A 19,837-nucleotide genomic window follows, 5' to 3' on the forward strand; every position below is an offset into this window, starting at 1 on the left:
GGGCGCTGATGTCCGAAGCTCGGCGCCGTGCCGCCCGCTTCGTCGGCGGACCATGCCAGGATGGAGTTATGGCGAAGACCGGTACCACCACTCAGGACCTGCGCTCGGCGATCGAGCGCAGCGGCTACTACCCGGCCCTGGTGTCCGAGGCGGTGGAGTCCGCGGTGGGTCCGGAGCCGATCGGCTCCTACCTGGTGCACCAGGAGACGACCTTCGACTCCAACGAGGTGCGCCGCCACGTGACGGTGCTGGTGCTGACCCCGACCCGGTTCGTGGTGAGCCACACCGACGAGCAGTCGGGCGACGCGGGCAGCCCCGCGGTGCCGTTCGCGACGACCTCGACGGAGAGCGTCCGGCTGGACCGGATCGGCTCGGTCGTGGTGAGCCGGATGGTGGCCAACCCGGAGACGTACACCCCGGGGACGCTGCCCCGCGAGGTGGTGCTGACCATCGGCTGGGGCGCCGTGCAGCGCCTGGACCTGGAGCCGGCCGGCTGCTCGGACCCGAACTGTGAGGCCGACCACGGCTACACCGGCTCGGCGACGGCTGACGACCTCTCACTGCGGGTGAGCGAGGCCGGCGACGGCCCGGAGACGGTGGCCCAGGCGCTGGTGTTCGCCCGGGCGCTGTCCGACGCGACGATCAGCAACGGCCCGCGGGTCTGAGCCCCGGCTGAGCTCCGCAGCTTCCGACCGCTACGAATCCGGTTCCATGTCCTTCGCACCCTTCGACGGCTACGACGCCTTCGAGATCCTTGACCCGGCCTCGGCCCCCGCGCCCCCGTACGGCAGCGGCTCGCTCTGTGACCTGCTGCCCTCGGTGGCGGCGGGCCTGGGCGTCCCGGGGTTCACCGCGACGCTGCCGATCGCCCCGGCCGACCGGGCCGTGGTGTTCCTGGTGGACGGCCTGGGCTGGGAGCTGCTGCTGCGCCACCCCGAGTACGCGCCGTTCCTGTCCTCGCTGGCCGGGAGCTCGCTGGGCGGCACCGGCCGTCCGCTGACCGCGGGCTTCCCGTCCACCACCGCGACCTCGCTGGCCTCGGTGGGCACCGGCACCCCGCCGGGCCTGCACGGCCTGGCCGGGTACACGGTGGCGGTGCCGGGCGCCGACTACCTGATGAACCAGTTGCGCTGGCAGCCGCACACCGACCCGCAGGCCTGGCAGCCGTACCCGACGGTATTCGAGCTCACCCATCAGGCGGGGGTGGCGACCGCCCAGGTGTCCTCCCCGCTGTTCGCCCAGACCCCGCTGACCAAGGTGGCGCTGTCCGGCGGCACCTTCCTCGGCCGCACCACGGGCGAGGAGCGGATGGACCTGGCCGCCTCCTGGCTCGCCGAGCACGACCGGGCGCTGGTGTACACCTACGTCAGTGAGCTGGACGGCGCGGGCCACCGCTTCGGCGTGGACTCCGACGAGTGGCGGATGACCCTGGACGCGGTGGACCGGCTGGCCCGCCGGCTGGCCGAGCAGCTGCCGCCGCGCTCGGCGATGTACGTGACCGCGGACCACGGCATGATCGACATCGCGCCGGAGGACCGGATCGACTTCGACGAGGACTGGGAGCTCGGCGCGGGCGTCGCCCTGCTCGGCGGCGAGGGCCGGGCCCGGCACGTGTACGCCGTACCGGGCGCCGCGGCCGATGTGCACGCGGTCTGGAGCGAGGTGCTCGGCGACCGGATGTGGGTGGCCACTCGGGACCAGGCGATCGCGGCGGGCTGGTTCGGCCCGACCGTGGACGAGCGGGTGTACCGGCGGATCGGCGATGTGGTCGCCGCGGCCCGCGACGACATCGCGATCACCGCCTCCCGCAACGAGCCCGGTGAGTCCGCGATGATCGGCCTGCACGGCTCGATGACCCCGGTCGAGCAGTTCGTGCCGCTGCTCGAAGTCCGCGGCTGAGCCGGCCCCTTGATTTCCCTGTGCCCGAACCCCCTTGATGTGAAAGGCCCTTGCTCCACCCATGGCTGAACTGGTGTTCTTCTCGGGCACGATGGACTGCGGCAAGTCGACGCTGGCGCTGCAGATGGACCACAACCACACCGCGCGGGGCCGGCAGGGGGTCATCCTGACCCGCAACGACCGCGCGGGCGCGGCGACCATCTCCAGCCGGCTCGGCCTGCGCGCCGAGGCGGTCGAGGTGACGGACGACTTCGACTTCCACGCGCACGTGGTGCAGCGGCTCTCGGCGGGCGGCCGGGTGGACTACTTGATCTGCGACGAAGCGCAGTTCTTCGCCGCCGAGCAGGTCGACCAACTGGCCCGGGTGGTGGACGAGCTGGACATCGACGTCTACACCTTCGGCATCACCACCGACTTCCGCGCCCGGCTGTTCCCCGGTTCGCAGCGGCTGATCGAGCTGGCCGACCGGGTGGAGGTGCTCCAGGTCGAGGCCCTGTGCTGGTGCGGCGCGCGGGCGACCCACAACGCCCGGACGGTCGGCGGGGTGATGGTGGTCGAGGGCGCCCAGGTGGTGATCGGTGACATCTCGGTGAACGAGGACGAGGTCGGCTACGAGGTGCTGTGCCGCCGGCACCACCGCCGCCGGCTGACCGCCGCGACCGCCCGCGCCTCGGTGCTCTCCCCGGACGTGCTGCCCTTCGAGGAGCAGCAGGCCTGACCCACCCCGAGCCGAAGGGGCGCGCCGGTGCCGAAAGCGAGGAGCGACAAGCGAGGGACGAGCGCCGGAGCGACGACCGTCGGCATCGGGTCAGAGCGCCCCGGAGGCGAGTGGGCGAGTCACAGCGGGGCGGGTTACAGCGCCTCGAGCACTGAGAAGTGCCCGCCCTGCGGGTCGGCCAGCTGGGCGGCCCGGCCGCGGGCGGTGTCGTGCGGCTCGACCAGGACGCGGCCGCCGAGCTCGACGGCGTGACGGGCGGTCAGGACGACGTCCCGGGCGGCGAAGTGGGTGCGCCAGCGCGGCGGGTGGCCGCGCAGGTCGGCGCGGTGGCGGATGCCCGCGACCGGGCGCCCGTGCACGAGGAGCGCGGACTCGCCGCCGGTGGGCCGGACCGGGCGGTCGAGCACGGCGGCGTAGAAGACGGCGGCGCCGTCCGAGTCCGGGGTGAGCAGTTCGGCCCAGGCGGGTGCGCCGGGTTCCGCCCCGGCCTCCCGGCCGAGGTGCTCCTCGCCCTGCCAGAGGCCGAAGACGGCGCCGGAGACATCGGCGGCGATCGCCATCCGCCCGGCGCGTTCGGCCTGCAGCGGCCCGACGGCGACGGTTCCGCCGCACTCGCGCACCAGCTGGGTGGTGCGGTCGGCGTCGTCCACGGCGAAGTAGGTGGTCCACTGCACCGGGAAGCCGGTGGCGGTGGAGACGCCGAGGCCGGCGACGGGTTCCCCGTCGAGCTCGGCCCGGACGTAGGCGCCGAGTTGGCCCGGCCCGGGGGAGTACGTCCAGCCGAGCAGCTCGCCGTAGAAGGCGCGGGCGCCGGGCAGGTCGTCGGTCAGCAGGCTGACCCAGCAGGGCGTGCCCTGGGCCAGTCGGAGTTCCACCGCGGGCAATGCGGGCCTCCTCGTGGGTGGTTGGCGCACGGAAATCCTCGCGCGCGAGGGTGATGCTTCCACCCTGGCGCGCGCCCAACCCTCGGGCCGCGCGGAAAATCCGGCAAAGAGCGCACAAAGAGGGGTGGCTCGGGCGTGTTGCGCGACAATGGCCGGCATGACCACCTATAACGACGGTTCCCCGCTGATCTCCGCGGCCGAGCTGGCGCAGGCGCTCGACTCCGCGTGCCCGCCGGTGCTGCTGGACGTGCGCTACCAGCTGGTCGGCGCAGCACCGGGCGGCCCGACCGCGGCCGAGGAGTACCGGGCGGGGCACCTGCCCGGTGCCCACTTCGTCGAGCTGGACCGGGACCTCGCCGCCGTGCCCGGTGCCCCCGGCCGGGGCGGGCGCCACCCGCTGCCGGACCCGGAGGAGTTCGGCGCTGCGATGCGCCGCTTCGGGGTGAGCACCGAGCGCCCGGTCGTGGTGTACGACGGCGCGGCCTCGATGGCGGCGGCCCGGGCCTGGTGGCTGCTGCGCTGGGCCGGGCACCGGGACGTCCAGGTGCTGGACGGCGGCTTCGCGGCCTGGCAGTCGGCCGGGCTGCCGGTGACGGCGGAGCTCCCGGAGCCGGCTGAGGGCGACTTCAAGCCGGCTCCGGGGCAGCTGCCCACGGTGGACGGTGACGGTGCGGCGGCCTGGGCGCGCAGCGGTCTGCTGTTGGACGCCCGGTCGGGCGAGCGCTACCGGGGCGAGACCGAGCCGGTGGACCCGCGGGCCGGGCACATCCCGGGTGCGGTGTCGGCGCCGACGGCCGAGAACGTGGGCCCGGACGGCCGGTTCCGGCCGGCCGCCGAACTGGCGGCCCGGTTCCGGGCGCTGGGCGCGGGCGAGCGGGAGACCGCGGTGTACTGCGGCTCGGGTGTGACGGCGGCGCACCAGATTCTGGCGCTGACGGTGGCGGGCCTGAACGCCACGCTGTACCCGGGTTCGTGGAGCGAGTGGTCGAGCGACGAGAGCCGCCCGGTCGCGGTGACCGACCAGCCGGGCTGAGCCCGGGCCTGTCTCCCGGGTTCTTGCCTGGTCCGGCATAACTCAAGAGACAGGTCCTCGGACATGCCGAAGGGGCGGGAGGCCGAGCCTCCCGCCCCTTCGGCGTCGGTCCTACTCCTGCTTCTTGCGCCGGCTGCCGAACACGATCTCGTCCCAGCTGGGCACGGTGGCCCGGCGTCCGGGCCGGACGCCGTCCGCCTCGGCCTGCCGGTCGGTGGTGCCGACCAGGCGCTCGCGGTGCGGGGCGACCGCGCGCGGCATCAGGATGTCGGCGTAGGCCGAGCCCGCGCCGACCGCCGGGGCGGCGGCCGCGGCCGGCTCCTCGCTCTCCTCGGCGACCTCGGCGGGCACCGGTTCGATCGGGGTGGGGCCGCCGACGGCGAGGTCGCCGCGGAAGGCGGGGACCACGTCGAGCAGGCTGGTCAGCGAGTCCCGGGAATCGGCGGTGGCCTCCCGCGACTCGCGGACCTCGCGGGCCGACATGATGCGGTCGGCGGAGGGCCGGTCGATCATCGGGCGGGGCGGCCGGTCCTGGGGGAGCCGGGCGATCCGCGGGATGAACGGGAAGACCGAGTCCTCCTCGCGCTCGACGGTCTCACCGATCAGCGCGCGGGCCTCGTCGTCGTTGGGCTGGACCAGGCGCCGGGGCGGGTCGTACGTCCAGGACGCGCTGCGGCCCTCGCCGTCGGCCCGGTAGGCGAGGATGACCTCCCAGGTGCCGTCGTCGCGCCGCCAGGAGTCCCAGCGCTCGGTGTCCTTCTCGGCGCCGCGCAGCGCGAGCCGCTCGGCCACGGCCTCGCCGAGCTGCGGCCCGGGGGACTCGCCGTTGCGGCGGATGGCGGTCTTGCGGGCGCGCTCGGCCATGAAGGCGCGCTCGGCGAGGACCGGTCCCTCGAAGCGGCGGACCCGGTCGACGGAGATGCCGGCGGCCTGGGCGACCTCCTCGGCGGAGGCACCGGCTCGTATCCGGGCCTGGATGTCCCGGGGGCGCAGATGGCTCTCGACCTCGATCTCGATCTGGCCGAGGCGCGGCCGGTCGCCGCGGATGGCGGCGCGCAGCCGCTCGTCGATGGGGAGGGTGTACTCCGTGCTGTCGGCAGCCTTGAGCACCAGCCGTGTGCCGTCGTTGCTGACGGCCACAACCCGCAGTTCGGGCACGGTTACCTCCCGGGTGGTGCCTGCCGACGTCACCTGCGTCGCTGCTCCCGTACTGAGTGTGGCCTGCCCACTCGCGACTGGCCACAACCTTGCTGAGTTCCCCGGCGTGTCGGGCTCACGCCCGGGCTCGCCGCTGTGGCACGGTTGCCTTTTTGCCACGTCATCCGTCGACGTCGCGCCTGGGTGTCCCGGCCGTCCTCGCACGAGCAGAGATCGCGACGATCCGGGACCGGCGTCGCCGTGCGTGCCCGTTCCGTGGCTCTTCGTCAAGCTGCCGGTGTAGGCACAGTCGACAAGTCGACCCAAGGCTCGGGCTTTACGAACAGTACTCCATTCGTGGCATCCGAAGGGGCGGCTCGCCGCTCAAGTCTCCCGCGATTCACGGGAATCTCAAGAGCGCGCACCCCTAATGGCGGACCACCGCCGGATGAACGGTGATCATCTTCACACAATCCGGGAGCGGAGAACCGCATTTTCGTCCCTTGTGTCCTTCTTTGGGCAAGATGGAGTGGCTTGTTCGAAGATCAGTCGTACGGACCGAGGGATGTCGATGTCGGAGCGGAGCCCCGTCGAGGAGGGCGGCAAGAAGGAGCGCAAGCGGATCGATCTGAGTGTGGCTCAGGTCGTGGCGAGTGCGCTGGCCGCGGTGGTGGGCGCGCTGCTCGCCTCCGAACTCGGGGTCTACGGCACGATCATGGGCGCGGCGGTGGTGAGTGTCGGGGCCACCACCGGCGGCGCGGTGTTCCAGCACGTGTTCAAGCGGACCGGCGAGCAGCTGCGCGAGGCGGTGGACCGGGGGCCGAACCAGGCCGCGAACTCGCTGCGCCAGGTCCAGGTGGAGGCGGAGCGGGCGGCGGAGCCGTCGGCCGGACCGCCGGTGATCACCTCGGAGTGGAACGAGCCGCAGGTGGTGCGGGCGCGCCGGCGGTGGAGCTGGAAGACCTGCGCGGCGGTGTCCGGGCTGGTGTTCGTGCTGGCGATGACGCCGATCGTGGCCTTCGAGCTGGCCACCGGGCAGCCGGTGTCGGCGACGGTGAAGGGCGAGTCCGGCAACGGGACGTCCTTCGGCGGCGCAGTGGCGCCGAAGGACTCGACGCCACAGGACGCCCCGTCGCAGCGGCCGTCCTCCGGTGGCGGCGGGTACGGCTCGCAGGACTCGCCGTCCGGCGGTGCCTCGGCCCCGGCGACGACCCGGCCGAGCCGGGAGCCGAGCGCCACCCCGAGCGGCGGCAGCGGCGAGCACGGTGGGAGCGCCTCGCCCTCGGCGGGTCCGAGCGCGAGCCCGTCGGCCGGGTCCTCCCCGTCGGCGGGCGGTGGCGGGAAGCCCACCGGTGAGGCCACGCCGCAGCCGCCGGTGCCGAGCGGCGCGCCGGCGAACGCGACGGTGGCCCCGCCGCCTGCCGAGACCCCCGCGCCCTAGGCGCCCAGCACCCGGCGCAGGTAGTCGTTGCCGAAGACGCGCTGTGGGTCGACCTCGTCGCGCAGCGCGGTGAAGTCGCCGAAGCGGGGGTAGACGCCGGCCAGGTACTCGGCGTCGCGGGTGTGCAGCTTGCCCCAGTGCGGGCGGCCCTGATGGGCGGTCATCAGCTCTTCGACGCCGGTGAAGTAGCCCTGGTCGGCGGTGCCCCGGTAGAGGTGGACGGCGATGTAGGCGCTGTCCCGGCCGGAGGCGGTGGAGAGCCAGAGGTCGTCGGCGGGGGCGAAGCGGACCTCGACCGGGAAGCTGACCTTCCAGTCGGAGCGTTCGACCAGGGCCTTCAGCTCGCGCAGCACTTCGGCGACGGCCGCGCGCGGGACGGCGTACTCCATCTCCAGGAACCGGACCTTGCGCGGGCTGGTGAACACCCTGTACGCGGTGTCGGTGTAGCTGCGGTCGGACCAGGCGCGGCTGGCGAGCGCGGCGATCGAGGGGATGGAGCGGGGGAAGCGGCGGCCGACCCGACAGGCGCCCTCCCAGACGGTGTTGGAGAGGAAGTCGTCCTCCAGCCACTCCTTGAACCGGGGCAGCGGGGCGGCCGGGCCCTGGCTGCGGTTGTTGCGCTTGGTGGAGCAGCGGTCGGTGTGCGGGAACCAGTAGAACTCGAAGTGCTCGTTGACGGCGGTGAGGTCGTCGAGGCGTTCCAGCACCTCGTCGAAGTCCATCGGCTGCTCGTGCGCGCTCAGCAGGAAGGCCGGTTCGACGCCGAAGGTGAGCGCGGTGATCACACCGAGGGCGCCGAGGCCGAGCCGGGCGCTCTGGAAGAGCCGGGGGTTCTCGGTGGGGGAGCAGCGCTTGACGGTGCCGTCGGCGAGGACGATCTCCAGGGCGCGGATCTGGGCGGCGAGCGAGCCGGAGTCGCGGCCGGTGCCGTGGGTGCCGGTACTGGTGGCGCCGGCGACGGTCTGGACCTCGATGTCGCCCATGTTGGTGAGGGAGAGGCCCTCGGCGGCGAGGATCCGGTTGAGGCGGTTCAGCGGGAGGCCGGACTCGACGGTGACGGTGCCGGCCGTACGGTCGATCTCGCGGACGGCGGTGAGCGCGTGCGGGCGGATCAACAGGCCGTCGCCGGCCGAGGCGATGGCGGTGAAGGAGTGGCCGGAGCCGACGGCCTTGACGGTGCGGCCCTGGTCGGCGGCGCGCAGGATCTCCCTGGCCAGTTCCTCCGCGGTGCCGGGGGTGGCGGTCCGGGCGGGGAGGGCGCTCTGGTTCCCGGCCCAGTTGGTCCACCGGGTGCGGGTCGCGGTACTGGCCTGGGGCATGCTGTTGCCTCCTGCTCCGTGGCCGAACGGGTCGGCGCGGTCCGGGGCGGCCTGGTCCGGCGGCTCCCAGGAGACAGGCCCTACCCGTGGGCGGGGCCACGGGTAGGGCGAGATTAGTCAGTTCACCGTTCGACGTCTACCGGTCGTCCGGCCTCTTCGGCGGCCACCTCGGACGGTTGTTCGGCGGCGAGTCCGGCGCGCAGGCGGCCGAGTCCGGCGAGGGCGGCGAGCACTCCGAGCAGGCCGGCGGCGAGCGGCACCCAGTATCCCGAGGCGGCGCCGGAGGCGTCGACCACCCAGCCGCCGACCGAGGATCCGAAGGCGACGCCGAGGGCGAGCCCGGTGGTGGTCCAGGCCATGCCCTCGGTGAGCTGGGCGGCCGGGACGAGCCGTTCGACCAGGGCCATCGCGGAGATCAGGGTGGGGGAGATGGCCAGGCCGGCGATCAACAGGGCGGCGCCGGCCGCGACCAGCCCGCCGATGCCGTGCATGGTGGAGGCGACGAGCAGGATCGGGACCATGCTGAGCGCCATCATCACCACGCCGACGAAGAAGCGGGTGGACAGCGGGCTCTTGAGCCTGAGCGCCCCGTAGACGATGCCGGCCAGGCCCGAGCCGACCGCCCACACGGCGAGGACGACGCTGGAGAGCCCCTTGTGGCCCTGGGCGTCGGCGAAGGCGACGGTGACGATCTCGACCGAGCCGAAGATCGCGCCGGTGGCGATGAAGGTGAGCACCAGGACGACCAGGCCGCCGTTGAGGATGGCGCTCCTGCCGCTGCGGGCGGTGGCCGGGTGGACGGGCGGCTCGGTGCCGCGCTGGGCGGCGAACAGGGCGATGCCGACGGCGAGCGCGATGACGGCGACCAGCAGGCCGGACTCGGGGAAGAGGTTGGTGGCCAGGCCGATGGCGACGATCGGGCCGACGATGAAGCAGACCTCGTCGACGACGGCCTCGAAGGAGTACGCCGTGTGCAGCTTGGCGGCGTCGTCGCGGTAGAGGTGGGCCCAGCGGGCGCGGACCATGGCACCGGCGCTGGGCATCACGCCCAGGCCGACGGCGAAGAGGAAGAGCGTCCAGGACGGTGCGTGGAAGTGGGCGCTGAGCAGCAGTCCGGCCGCCGCGGCGACGGTCAGCGCGGTGGCCGGGAGCGCGACACGGCGCTGTCCGCGCCGGTCGACCAGCCAGGAGACCGCCGGGCCGAGGGCCCCGGCGGCGATCGCCATCGTCGCCTGGACCGCGCCCGCCAGTCCGTACGACCCGGTCAGCTGGGAGAGCATGGTCACGATGCCGATGCCGGCCATGGAGATCGGCAGGCGGGCTATGAATCCGGACGAGGAGAAGGCCACGGTGCCGGGGGAGGCGAATATTCGGCGGTAGCTGGACAGCACGGGAGCTCCGGACAGGGGGGTAAGGAACAAGGCTGGCCAACACAGCTTACGTGCGTTGGCAAACGGTATTTTCCGGACACCCGCGCGGCCCCGGCGCCGGGCCCCGGCCCCTCAGTGGCAGGATCGGTGCCATGTCCGACGCGCGCAAACCCTCCCCCTTCGGCGCCGCCCCGTACGACGCCCTGCTGCTGCTCTCCTTCGGCGGGCCCGAGGCCCCCGAGGAGGTCGTCCCGTTCCTGGAGAACGTCACCCGCGGCCGCGGCATCCCCAGGGAACGCCTGAAGGAGGTGGGCAGGCACTACTTCATGTTCGGCGGGATCAGCCCGATCAACGAGCAGAACCGCGAACTGCTCGCCGCCCTGCGCAAGGACTTCGCCGAGCACGGGCTGGACCTGCCGGTGTACTGGGGCAACCGGAACTGGGCGCCCTACCTGGTGGACACCCTGCGGGAGCTGGCCGCCGACGGCCACCGCCGGATCGCCGTCCTCGCCACCAGCGCCTACGCCGGCTACTCGGGCTGTCGCCAGTACCGGGAGAACCTGGCCGACGCGCTCGCCACCCTCGCCGAGGAGGGAGCGCCGGCGCTGACCGTCGACAAGCTGCGGCACTTCTACAACCACCCCGGCTTCGTCGAGCCGATGATCGACGCCACCCTGGCCGCCCTGGAACAGCTGCCCGAGGCCGCCCGCCCCGGCGCCCGGCTGGCGTTCACCACCCACTCCATCCCGGACGCGATGGCCGAGACCTCAGGCGCCCCGGACGACCCGGCCCGCGGCACCCCCGGCGGCGCGTACGTCGCCCAGCACCTGGACGTGGCCCGGCTGATCACCACGGCCGTCGCGGAGCGCACCGGCGTGGCCGACCGGCCGTGGCAACTGGTGTTCCAGAGCCGCAGCGGCGCCCCGCACATCCCGTGGCTGGAACCCGACATCTGCGACCACTTGGAGGCCCAGCACGCCGACGGCGCGCCGGCCGTGGTGATGGTCCCGATCGGCTTCGTCTCCGACCACATGGAGGTCACGTACGACCTCGACACCGAGGCCGTCGCCAAGGCCGCCGAACTCGGCCTGCCGGTGGCCCGCGCCGCCACCGTCGGCGCCGACCCGCGGTTCACCGCCGCCGTGCGCGAACTGGTCCTGGAGCGGGCCGCCGTCGAGCGCGGCGGGAGCGTGACCCGCTGCGCCCTGGGCACGCTCGGCCCCAGCCACGACGTGTGCGCCGTGGCCTGCTGCCCCAACCCCCGCGCCCCCCGCCCGGCCGCCGCCGAGCGCTGACCCCTTCCGGAGGAGAATCCCGTGTCCACCCCCGCCCTGCCCGACGACCGGCTCCTCGACGACCTGCTGGACGTCGCCCTGGACGCGGCCCGGCAGGCCGGCGCCCTGCTGCGCGACGGCCGCCCCGCCGACCTCGGCGTGGCCGGCACCAAGAGCAGCCCGGTCGATGTGGTGACCGAGATGGACCTCGCCTCCGAGAAGCTCCTCCTGGAGCTGATCGCCGACCGCCGCCCCGAGGACGGCTACCTCGGCGAGGAGGGCGCCGAGCGCCCCGGCACCAGCGGGGTGCGCTGGGTCGTCGACCCGCTCGACGGCACGGTCAATTACCTCTACGGACTGCCCTCCTGGGCGGTCAGCGTGGCCGCCGAGGTGGACGGCCGCGCCGTCGTCGGGGTGGTCCACGCCCCGGCGCGCGGCGAGCTGTTCCACGCCGTCCTCGGCCGCGGCGCCCGCCTCGACGGCCGGCCGGTCTCCGCCCGCCCGGCCCCGCCCTGGGGCCAGGCGCTGATCGGCACCGGCTTCAACTACGTCCAGTCGGTGCGGGTGCGCCAGGCCGAGGTGCTGCTCGCCCTGATGCCCGAGGTGCGGGACATCCGCCGGGGTGGGGCGGCCGCGGTGGACCTGTGCGACGTGGCCGCCGGGCGGCTGGACGGCTACTACGAGCGCGGCCTCGCCCCCTGGGACCGCGCGGCCGGCTGCCTGATCGCCACCGAGGCCGGTGCCCTGGTCGGCGGCCGCCCCGGGCACGGCCCGGACGGCGAGCTGACCGTGGCCGCCGCCCCCGGCGTGTACGAGCCGCTGCAGGAGCGCCTGGCCGCGCTGCGCGCCTGGGCGGACTGACCGGGCGACCCCGGACATGCGAAGAGCCCTGGCATACGGGGGATGCCAGGGCCGTGGGGTTTCGCACGACCCCCGCAGGGCCGCAGGTGCCGGAAGACCGGCGTCGGGTCAGGCGGCGGTGCGGTGGCGCCCCAGCACGGTGTCCACACCGTGCTCGGCGGCCAGACGACGCAGGTCGTCCAGCTCGGACTGCTCCACCTCGGCGAGGAACTCGTCCCCGGCCTCGATCGCACGGTGCAGGTCCTGCTCGGCGTTGGCTATGCGCTGCAGGATTCCGGCCTTGAAGGCGTCCATACGGGCCCCCTTACTGTGTCGGACGTGCACGGTCGTACGTTCTCCGCCCCGAGGAGGTCAAGCCAGCGAAAGCGTCCGGGCCGGCAGGTGGTGGATCTCCGGTCGGGCGCGGAGACGGCCTTCGGCCGCTCCCGGTGACGTCCCAGCCCCAGGGCCGGCGCGGATGAACGCACGGCGGGTGGGTGCGATCGGCCAACGGCCAGATCGCGGGTGTGCAGCTGTACTCCCCGCCCGGAGGCCGGGGAAACCTCCAACCGGAAGAAAGTTGCCCGTGTCACAGTCCAAGCGGAGCGGTCCCGGTACGAACGGTCACCGGCGCGGGGCTCCGCCCCGTGCCTGAGCGGCAGCTTATCGCTGCTTTACCGCAGGACCAGGCAGGATGGAGGCACCGTCGGAGCCGTGCGTCCGCTTCCGGGGCCGGCCTGGAGAAGGGACAACGACCGTGCGGGTTCTCGTCGTCGAGGACGAGCAGCTGCTTGCCGAGGCCGTCGCGACCGGCCTGCGCCGCGAGGCGATGGCCGTGGACGTGGTGTACGACGGGGAGGCCGCGCTCCAGCGCATCGCGGTCAACGACTACGACGTGGTCGTCCTGGACCGCGACCTCCCGCTGGTGCACGGCGACGACGTGTGCCGCAAGGTGGTCGAGCAGGGCCTGGCCACCCGGGTGATCATGCTGACCGCCTCCGGCGACATCAGCGACCGGGTCGAGGGCCTGGAGATCGGCGCGGACGACTACCTTCCGAAGCCGTTCGCCTTCAGCGAACTCGTCGCCCGGGTCCGGGCGCTGGGCCGCCGCGCGACCATCCCGCTGCCCCCGGTGCTGGAGCGGGCCGGCATCTCGCTCGACCCCGGCCGGCGCGAGGTGATCCGCGACGGACGCACCGTCCAGCTGGCCCCCAAGGAATTCGCCGTCCTGGAGGTGCTGATGCGGGCCGGCGGCGCCGTCGTCTCCGCCGAGCAGCTGCTGGAGAAGGCCTGGGACGAGCACACCGACCCGTTCACCAACGTCGTGCGCGTCACCGTGATGACGCTGCGCCGCAAGCTCGGCGACCCGCCGGTGATCGTCACCGTGCCCGGTTCCGGCTACCGGATCTGACCGCCGGAATCCACCGGAATCCGCCTCGGCGGATTCCGCATCGAAGCGGGACCCGCCCCGGCGGAACCCCCGAAGGGGTCCGCCCCCGAGGGCTCCCCGCCGTACCCCGCGCCCGCCCCGGCGGACGCCCCGAGAGGACCCATCATGACCACCCCGCCCCCGGCCGGCGGGCCCTTCGGCGCGCCCGCCGGCGGCCCGCGCGCCGTGCCGCCCAAGCCCGTCCACCCGCCGCGCCCGGCCCGGCCGCACCAGAACGAGACCTACGTCCCCGGCGACGGCCTGCTCGCCTGGCTCCCCTTCCGCCCGACCATCCGGATGCGGCTCACCCTGCTCTACGGCGGGATGTTCCTGATGGCCGGCGTGGTCCTGCTGCTGGTGATGTACTTCTTCGTCCAGCAGGCGCTCCAGGAGGTCGGCCAGCCGCACCTGGTGCTCAACGGGCAGGGTGGCATCGCCGTACGGACGCCGGACGGCCTGACCATCACCAGCCAGTCCGCGCTGGACCAGTGGCTGAACGACAACAAGTCCATCCAGGCCGCCGCCGCGCTCAACACCCTGTTGCGCAAGCTGCTCACCGTCCTGATCTGCCTCGCCGTGATCGCCTTCGCGGCCGGCTACGCGATGGCCGGCCGGGTGCTGCGTCCGCTCGGCCGGATCACCCGCACCGCCCGCGACGTCGCCTCCTCCGACCTGCACCGCCGGATCGAGCTGGACGGGCCGGACGACGAGCTCAAGGAGCTCGCCGACACCTTCGACGGCATGCTGGACCGGCTGGACCGCTCCTTCGACTCCCAGCGCCGCTTCGTCGCCAACGCCTCGCACGAGCTGCGCACCCCGTTGGCGATCAACCGCACCCTGCTGGAGGTCCAGCTCTCCGACCCGGCCGCCTCGCCCGACCTCCAGCAGCTCGGCAAGACCCTGCTGGCCACCAACGAGCGCAGCGAGCAGCTGGTCGAGGGCCTGCTGCTGCTCGCCCGCAGCGAGAACGAGCTGACCGACCGCCGCCCGGTGGAGCTGTCCGAGGTGGCCACCCGGGCGCTGGAGCAGACCCGGGGCGAGGCCGACAAGCGCGAGGTCGAGCTGCGCTCGAAGCTCGATCCGGCCGTGGTCGCGGGCAACGGCGTGCTGCTGGAGCGGCTCGCGCTCAACCTGTTGCAGAACGCCGTCCGTTACAACACCCCCGGTGGCTGGGTCGAGCTGGCCACCGCAGAGGTGCCGGGCGGCGGCGAGCTGGTGGTCTCCAACACCGGCCCGATGGTGCCCGGGTACGAGCTGGAGCACATCTTCGAGCCGTTCCGCCGGATCAAGGGCGCCGACCGCACCCGCAGCGACAAGGGGGTCGGGCTCGGCCTGTCCATCGTCCGCTCGGTGGTGCGTGCCCACGGCGGCACCATCGAGGCCACCCCGCGCGCCGGCGGCGGCCTCACCATGCGGGTGCGCATTCCCACGCCGTAACGGATCCCCGGGGTCGTCACGTTCCGTGGGCGACCGTTTTCAGCCGCCCCCGTCAGGCCTGTCAAGACGGCATAAGGCCTGACGGGGGCGGCTTGTCATTTCCGGCCCGGGCAACTTACGGTGTCGTAACCTACGCAACCGTAAGTGCGTCCGCCGGTGTGCCCCGCCGACGGCCCGTACCGCGTGTGCCCGCCCTACGCGCCCGTCCCGCGCGTGCCCGTCCCCCAGGAGCAAGACCGTGACCATCGCCCCTGTGCAGAGCAGCACCTCGCTCGGATCGAGCGGCTGGACCGACACGCGGCTGATCCTGGCCCTCGAAGAGGTCGTGGAGACCGAGCTCAACCGCCACCTGGGCGTGGCCAAGGAGTGGATGCCGCACGAGTTCGTCCCGTGGAGCCAGGGCCGCGACTTCGACGGCGTGCTGGGCGGCGAGGCCTGGAACATCGAGCAGTCCAAGGTGACCCCGCTCGGCCGGGTGTCGCTGGTGGTGAACCTGCTGACCGAGGACAACCTCCCCAGCTACCACCACGAGATCGCGACCATGTTCGGCCGTGAGGGCGCCTGGGGCACCTGGGTGCACCGCTGGACCGCCGAGGAGGGCCGGCACGGGATAGCCATCCGCGACTTCCTGCTCGCCACCCGGGCGGTCGACCCGGTGGAGCTGGAGCGGGCCCGGATGAACCACATGTCGGAGGGCTTCGAGTCCGACAACGCGCACAGCATGCTGCACTCGGTCGCGTACGTGGCCTTCCAGGAGCTGGCCACCCGCATCGCGCACCGCAACACCGGCAAGTTCGCCGGCGACCCGCTGTGCGAGCAGCTGCTGGCGAAGATCGCCAACGACGAGAACCTGCACATGGTCTTCTACCGGAACCTGCTGAAGGCCGCCCTGGAGATCGCCCCGGACCAGGCCATGCGCGCCATCGCCGACGTGGTCACCAACTTCCGGATGCCCGGCCACGGCATCCCCGGCTTCGAGCGCGCCGCCGCGCAGATCGCCCTCGGCGGGGTGTACAACCTCCGTATCCACCACGACGACGTGCTGCAGCCGGTGCTGCGCAACCTGCGCGTGATGGAGATCGGCGGCCTCGGCCCCGAGGGCATGGTGGCCCAGAACGAGCTGGGTGTGTTCCTGGACGGGCTGGACGCGCAGGCGCGCAAGTTCGAGGAGCGCCAGGCCGCGATGCAGGCGCGCCGGGCGGCCCGCCGCGCCGCCGAGTAGGAGGCCCCGGCGACCCTTCGCCGAGAGGTCGGAGTGGGAGGATTTTCCGTGATTTGCCCCGGAAAATTCTGAACGTGACCAAGCTCACATCGTGTCGCTCCGTGATGTCGGGTAACCCCGGAGAGTGATCACCCTGTTGGGGGTGCCGATCGCCGTCCGTGACCGGATTCCGGCCTCCGGGCGGTCCGGAGGATTGGTCGGCATCCCTGGTGGGCAAGGGATTCGGCGGACACCAGTACGGTCTTCGCTCACTGAGCGTCGCTGCTTCGGCGGGCGCGCGGGGCGTCGGTGATGGCCCAGCGTGAGGCCTCCCGCGCCCCGAGGGATCACCCCAACGGAGCCCTGGCTGAGTGTCGATTGAGTAACAGGGCTTGAAGTAAGGCAAAATCTCCGCCTCGGGTCGGGCACAAGACCGACCTCCCATGCGTTACGTGCGCTGGAGATACCGCACACACCGCACAACCCGGAGGGGGAGAGCGAAAAATGGCAACGGACTACGACACCCCACGCAAGACCGACGACGAGCTCAACGAGGACAGCATCGAGGAACTCAAGGCTCGGCGGAACGACAAGGGCGGTAGCTCTGTCGACGTCGACGAGTTCGAGGCTGCCGAGGGCATGGAGCTCCCTGGTGCCGACCTCTCGAACGAGGAGCTCGCCGTCCGGGTGCTGCCGAAGCAGGCCGACGAGTTCACCTGCATGAGCTGCTTCCTGGTGCACCACCGCAGCCAGCTCTACAGCGAGAAGAACGGCAACCCGATCTGCCGGGACTGCGGCGCCTGAGCGCCGTAGCGGACAGCGCCCGGTGCCCGCGGCTCCCGCGGGACCGGCACAACGCCCCTTCCGGCCCCGGGCAGCGGGGCCGGACGGCAGGTCCGCGGACCGTCCACAGCGACGGGCCCGGGAGGACGGAGTCGTTCGGCGGCGCACAGGCACTCAAGGCCTCGACCGGTACAGCACCGGCCAGTAAGGCGTCGGCCAGGACAAAGTCGTAGGGACGGTCCCGCAGCAGCGGAACCGTCCCTCTCGGTTTTCTCGGCCTTCTCGCCCCGGGGCGCGCCCGTTACGTCCGGGCGCCGCGCCGGGCCTCCTCCAGCGCGTCGGCCAGCTTCATCGGCGAGCGGGTCGACAGGTAGAGGTAGGGCGTCGGGTCGGCCGGGTCGTCCACCTCGACCCGCAGCGCCGTCGGGACGTAGCTGCGCAGCAGCATGAAGGCGCGGGGGTCGGCCTTCGGACCGCGCCAGGCCGTGGCCTCGGCGGGGCTCAGCGCGTGCGCGGCGCCCAGCGCGTCCACCGGGATCCGGGCCGGTCCGGCCACCAGCGAGCCCTGCACCACGCGGATGCGGGCCGAGCCGTAGCTGCTGATCGCCACCGCGCCGACGGCGATGCCGGCCACCAGACCGATCAACGCGGCCGGGCCGCTGACCCGGATCAGGATCAGCGCGAGGGTGAGACCGACTGCGACCGGGAGCAGCCACCAGGAGCGCGGCACCGTGAGGCGTTCGTCGTACATGTCCTCCATTGTGGGTGCCCTGACGCCAGGGGCGGGACGCCACCCCCACCGGAGGCCTTGCTACCCCTGGGTAGGGTGGGTCGGCGTGACCGGTACGAGACCCCCCACCATCCCCACCGACCGGCCGGCGCCCGCGCTGCCGCCGACTCCGACCACCCCGCCGCCGGACGCCGTCCTGCCGGCACGCGCCCCCGAGGCGCCCGCCCCCGGTACCCGGCTCGGCTCCCACTACGAGCACTGCTTCGGCTGCGGCCCGCAGCACCCCGGCGGCCTGCGGATCGACGCGGTCGCCGGCGAGGGGCTCGACGTCACCGCCGAGTTCACCGTCCGGGACGTCCACCAGGGCGGCCCCGGGTTGGCCCACGGCGGTGTGCTGACAACAGCGATGGACGAGACCCTCGGCACGCTCAACTGGCTGCTGCACGCCCCTGCGGTGACCGGTCGGCTGGAGACCGACTTCCTCTGCCCGGTGCCCGTCGGCTCGGTGCTGCACCTGCGCGCCTGGATCACCGGCGTGCACGGCCGCAAGATCTACAGCGCCGCCGAGGCGCGGATCGGCGGGCCCGACGGACCGGTCGCCGTGCGTGCTCAGGCGCTCTTCGTTCAGGTGAAGCTGGAACACTTCACCACGCACGGTCGTCCCGAGGACATCGAGAAGGTCCTCGACGACCCGGATCTGATGAAGCGCGCACGAGCCTTTGAGGTGAACCCTTGAGCGAGACCCCCCGCCCGCCGCTGGACGTCCTGATCAGGCGCGTCGACCCCGAGCTGCCGTTGCCCGAGTACGCGCAGCCCGGGGACGCCGGTGCCGACCTGCGCACCACCGTCGACGCCGAGCTGGCCCCCGGTGAGCGGGTCGTGCTCCCCACCGGCGTCGCCATCGCGCTCCCGGACGGCTACGCGGCCTTCGTCCACCCCCGCTCCGGGCTCGCAGCTCGTTGCGGAGTTGCGCTCGTGAACGCCCCGGGGACGGTCGATGCCGGGTACCGTGGAGAGATCAAGGTGATCGTCGTCAATCTGGACCCGCGCGAGGGGGTCAGCTTCCGCCGAGGGGACCGGATCGCCCAGCTGGTCATCCAGCAGGTCGAGAAGGCCCGCTTCCACGAGGTGGCCGAGCTGCCTGGGTCGGCACGCGCCGAGGGCGGGTTCGGGTCGACCGGTGGCCACGCCGCGGTCTAGCATTCCCGCGGCCTCGCAGGAAGCCGAGCAGGTATTCGCATCGGTCTTGGACCGGGAAGGACAGTGACCGTGTTCCGTCGTCGCCAGAAGAGCGAGGACGCTGTCGAGCAGCTCGCCGACGACGCCATCAGCGCCGACGAGACGGCCGATGACGTCGAAGGTTCCGCCGAGAGCGAGAACGTGACCGAGCTGGACCCGGCCGACAAGGTCGGCCTGCCGGCGGCCCCGCGGCCGGACGGCCCGTGGGACCACTCCGAGCTGGAGAACCCCGAGGAGGGCCGCGTCGACCTCGGGGGTCTGCTGGTCCCCGGTGTCGAGGGCATGGAGCTGCGCGTCGAGGTCGCCGGTGACGCGATCGTCGCCGCCACCCTCGTGCTCGGCAACAGCGCCATCCAGCTCCAGGCCTTCGCGGCCCCGAAGTCGGAGGGCATCTGGGGGGAGGTCCGCGAGGAGATCGCCAACGGCATCACCTCGCAGGGCGGCATCGTGGACGAGGAGGAGGGCCCGCTCGGCTGGCACCTCCGCGCCCAGGTTCCGGTGCAGCTCCCGGACGGCACCCAGGGTGTGCAGCTGGTGCGCTTCGTCGGCTGCGACGGCCCGCGCTGGTTCCTGCGTGGCGTGATCTCGGGCCAGGCCGCCGTGCAGCCCGAGATGGCCGGGATCCTGGAGCAGGTCTTCCGACAGACCGTCGTCGTGCGCGGTGAGAGCCCGATGGCGCCCCGCGACCCGATCGTGCTGAAGCTTCCCGAGGACGCCCAGATGGTTGCCGACGGTGGCGGGGCTGCTGCCACCGCCGGCGAGGGCGAGAGCCGCTTCGGCGGCACCGCGCTCGACCCGTTCGCGCGCGGCCCGGAGATCACCGAGGTCCGTTGATCCGGGGCCGTTGATCCGGTCCGCCGGATCTGATCGCCGTCACATCGCCCCCGCCCGGAACCCCCGGGCGGGGGCGATTTGCATGTGGCGGGTCGGCCCCCGTACAGTTCCGGAGTCGCCGAGGGAGACCGGGGCGGCAAAGCGGAAAGCGAATCCGATGAATGAAACTCCGGTAAACGGAGCGGAAAACATCTGATAAGCTGGAAACACGAAAGAACGAAGCGCCCGGAGGGCCCGCTGGAAGGCGGTCCGAAGGAAGTGTCCGTTCC

At 72.9% G+C, this 19,837-nt stretch carries 20 protein-coding genes; 14 read left to right on the plus strand and 6 right to left on the minus strand.

Annotated features, from left to right (window positions below; genetic code table 11):
* Positions 1-68 precede the first annotated feature (68 nt).
* The 3 genes from ABZW30_RS22805 to ABZW30_RS22815 all read left to right on the plus strand — a co-directional run bounded on the left by ABZW30_RS22805 (position 69) and on the right by ABZW30_RS22815 (position 2,617).
* A complete protein-coding gene (locus tag ABZW30_RS22805) occupies positions 69-665 on the plus strand; it encodes a DUF5998 family protein (RefSeq protein WP_355672991.1) in 597 nt (198 codons plus the stop codon).
* Between the two features lie 46 nt (positions 666-711).
* A complete protein-coding gene (locus tag ABZW30_RS22810) occupies positions 712-1,899 on the plus strand; it encodes a nucleotide pyrophosphatase/phosphodiesterase family protein (RefSeq protein WP_355672992.1) in 1,188 nt (395 codons plus the stop codon).
* A 61-nt stretch (positions 1,900-1,960) separates the two neighbouring features.
* Positions 1,961-2,617, plus strand: coding sequence for a thymidine kinase (locus tag ABZW30_RS22815; RefSeq protein ID WP_355672993.1), 657 nt, complete (start codon positions 1,961-1,963; stop codon positions 2,615-2,617).
* A gap of 134 nt (positions 2,618-2,751) precedes the next feature.
* On the opposite strand, the gene ABZW30_RS22820 is transcribed toward ABZW30_RS22815, so the two are convergent.
* Entirely contained in the window at positions 2,752-3,492 is a 741-nt protein-coding gene (locus ABZW30_RS22820) for a VOC family protein (RefSeq protein ID WP_355673011.1), read from the minus strand.
* Between the two features lie 166 nt (positions 3,493-3,658).
* On the opposite strand from ABZW30_RS22820, the gene ABZW30_RS22825 reads away from it, so the two are divergent.
* Positions 3,659-4,534, plus strand: coding sequence for a sulfurtransferase (locus tag ABZW30_RS22825; protein ID WP_355672994.1), 876 nt, complete (start codon positions 3,659-3,661; stop codon positions 4,532-4,534).
* 111 nt (positions 4,535-4,645) lie between these two features.
* Here the strand turns inward: ABZW30_RS22825 and sepH are convergent, their stop codons facing one another.
* Positions 4,646-5,725 (minus strand): septation protein SepH, encoded by a 1,080-nt coding sequence (gene sepH / locus ABZW30_RS22830; protein ID WP_355672995.1) that lies wholly within the window; start codon positions 5,723-5,725, stop codon positions 4,646-4,648.
* A 517-nt stretch (positions 5,726-6,242) separates the two neighbouring features.
* On the opposite strand from sepH, the gene ABZW30_RS22835 reads away from it, so the two are divergent.
* Positions 6,243-7,112, plus strand: coding sequence for a hypothetical protein (locus ABZW30_RS22835; RefSeq protein ID WP_355672996.1), 870 nt, complete (start codon positions 6,243-6,245; stop codon positions 7,110-7,112).
* On the opposite strand, the gene ABZW30_RS22840 is transcribed toward ABZW30_RS22835, so the two are convergent.
* Both ABZW30_RS22840 and ABZW30_RS22845 read right to left on the minus strand, forming a co-directional pair.
* A complete protein-coding gene (locus ABZW30_RS22840) occupies positions 7,109-8,431 on the minus strand; it encodes a D-arabinono-1,4-lactone oxidase (RefSeq protein WP_355672997.1) in 1,323 nt (440 codons plus the stop codon). The two genes, ABZW30_RS22835 and ABZW30_RS22840, sit on opposite strands and share 4 nt — an antisense overlap.
* A 122-nt stretch (positions 8,432-8,553) precedes the next feature.
* A complete protein-coding gene (locus ABZW30_RS22845) occupies positions 8,554-9,822 on the minus strand; it encodes an MFS transporter (protein WP_355672998.1) in 1,269 nt (422 codons plus the stop codon).
* A 131-nt stretch (positions 9,823-9,953) separates the two neighbouring features.
* On the opposite strand from ABZW30_RS22845, the gene ABZW30_RS22850 reads away from it, so the two are divergent.
* Together ABZW30_RS22850 and ABZW30_RS22855 are read left to right on the plus strand one after the other, a co-directional pair.
* The gene (locus tag ABZW30_RS22850; protein WP_355672999.1) at positions 9,954-11,096 is read left to right on the plus strand and encodes a ferrochelatase; all 1,143 of its coding nucleotides are present in this window, start codon (positions 9,954-9,956) and stop codon (positions 11,094-11,096) included.
* 21 nt (positions 11,097-11,117) lie between these two features.
* The gene (locus ABZW30_RS22855) at positions 11,118-11,936 is read left to right on the plus strand and encodes an inositol monophosphatase family protein (RefSeq protein WP_355673000.1); all 819 of its coding nucleotides are present in this window, start codon (positions 11,118-11,120) and stop codon (positions 11,934-11,936) included.
* 108 nt (positions 11,937-12,044) lie between these two features.
* Here the strand turns inward: ABZW30_RS22855 and ABZW30_RS22860 are convergent, their stop codons facing one another.
* A complete protein-coding gene (locus ABZW30_RS22860; RefSeq protein WP_355673001.1) occupies positions 12,045-12,230 on the minus strand; it encodes a hypothetical protein in 186 nt (61 codons plus the stop codon).
* A gap of 442 nt (positions 12,231-12,672) precedes the next feature.
* Between ABZW30_RS22860 and ABZW30_RS22865 the strand changes: the two genes are divergently transcribed.
* From ABZW30_RS22865 to ABZW30_RS22880, 4 genes are all read left to right on the plus strand, one after another.
* Positions 12,673-13,326, plus strand: a complete 654-nt coding sequence (locus tag ABZW30_RS22865) for a response regulator transcription factor (protein WP_030057689.1) — start codon at positions 12,673-12,675, stop codon at positions 13,324-13,326.
* A gap of 144 nt (positions 13,327-13,470) precedes the next feature.
* The gene (locus ABZW30_RS22870; RefSeq protein ID WP_355673002.1) at positions 13,471-14,781 is read left to right on the plus strand and encodes a HAMP domain-containing sensor histidine kinase; all 1,311 of its coding nucleotides are present in this window, start codon (positions 13,471-13,473) and stop codon (positions 14,779-14,781) included.
* A 238-nt stretch (positions 14,782-15,019) separates the two neighbouring features.
* Positions 15,020-16,003, plus strand: coding sequence for an acyl-ACP desaturase (locus tag ABZW30_RS22875; protein ID WP_355673003.1), 984 nt, complete (start codon positions 15,020-15,022; stop codon positions 16,001-16,003).
* Positions 16,004-16,486: 483 nt separating this feature from the next.
* Entirely contained in the window at positions 16,487-16,786 is a 300-nt protein-coding gene (locus ABZW30_RS22880) for a DUF4193 domain-containing protein (protein ID WP_189922429.1), read from the plus strand.
* Between the two features lie 280 nt (positions 16,787-17,066).
* Here the strand turns inward: ABZW30_RS22880 and ABZW30_RS22885 are convergent, their stop codons facing one another.
* Positions 17,067-17,525: a DUF3093 domain-containing protein gene (locus ABZW30_RS22885; RefSeq protein ID WP_355673004.1), complete on the minus strand. Its 459-nt coding sequence runs from the start codon at positions 17,523-17,525 to the stop codon at positions 17,067-17,069.
* A gap of 127 nt (positions 17,526-17,652) precedes the next feature.
* On the opposite strand from ABZW30_RS22885, the gene ABZW30_RS22890 reads away from it, so the two are divergent.
* The 3 genes from ABZW30_RS22890 to ABZW30_RS22900 all read left to right on the plus strand — a co-directional run bounded on the left by ABZW30_RS22890 (position 17,653) and on the right by ABZW30_RS22900 (position 19,568).
* Positions 17,653-18,231 (plus strand): PaaI family thioesterase, encoded by a 579-nt coding sequence (locus ABZW30_RS22890; protein WP_355673012.1) that lies wholly within the window; start codon positions 17,653-17,655, stop codon positions 18,229-18,231.
* The gene (gene dut / locus ABZW30_RS22895) at positions 18,228-18,695 is read left to right on the plus strand and encodes a dUTP diphosphatase (RefSeq protein WP_355673005.1); all 468 of its coding nucleotides are present in this window, start codon (positions 18,228-18,230) and stop codon (positions 18,693-18,695) included. The genes ABZW30_RS22890 and dut overlap by 4 nt, the downstream gene beginning before the upstream one ends.
* 69 nt (positions 18,696-18,764) lie before the next feature.
* Entirely contained in the window at positions 18,765-19,568 is an 804-nt protein-coding gene (locus ABZW30_RS22900; protein WP_355673006.1) for a DUF3710 domain-containing protein, read from the plus strand.
* The last annotated feature ends 269 nt before the right edge of the window (positions 19,569-19,837 follow it).

Source organism: Kitasatospora sp. NPDC004669 (assembly GCF_040609455.1).
Taxonomy (GTDB): domain Bacteria; phylum Actinomycetota; class Actinomycetes; order Streptomycetales; family Streptomycetaceae; genus Kitasatospora.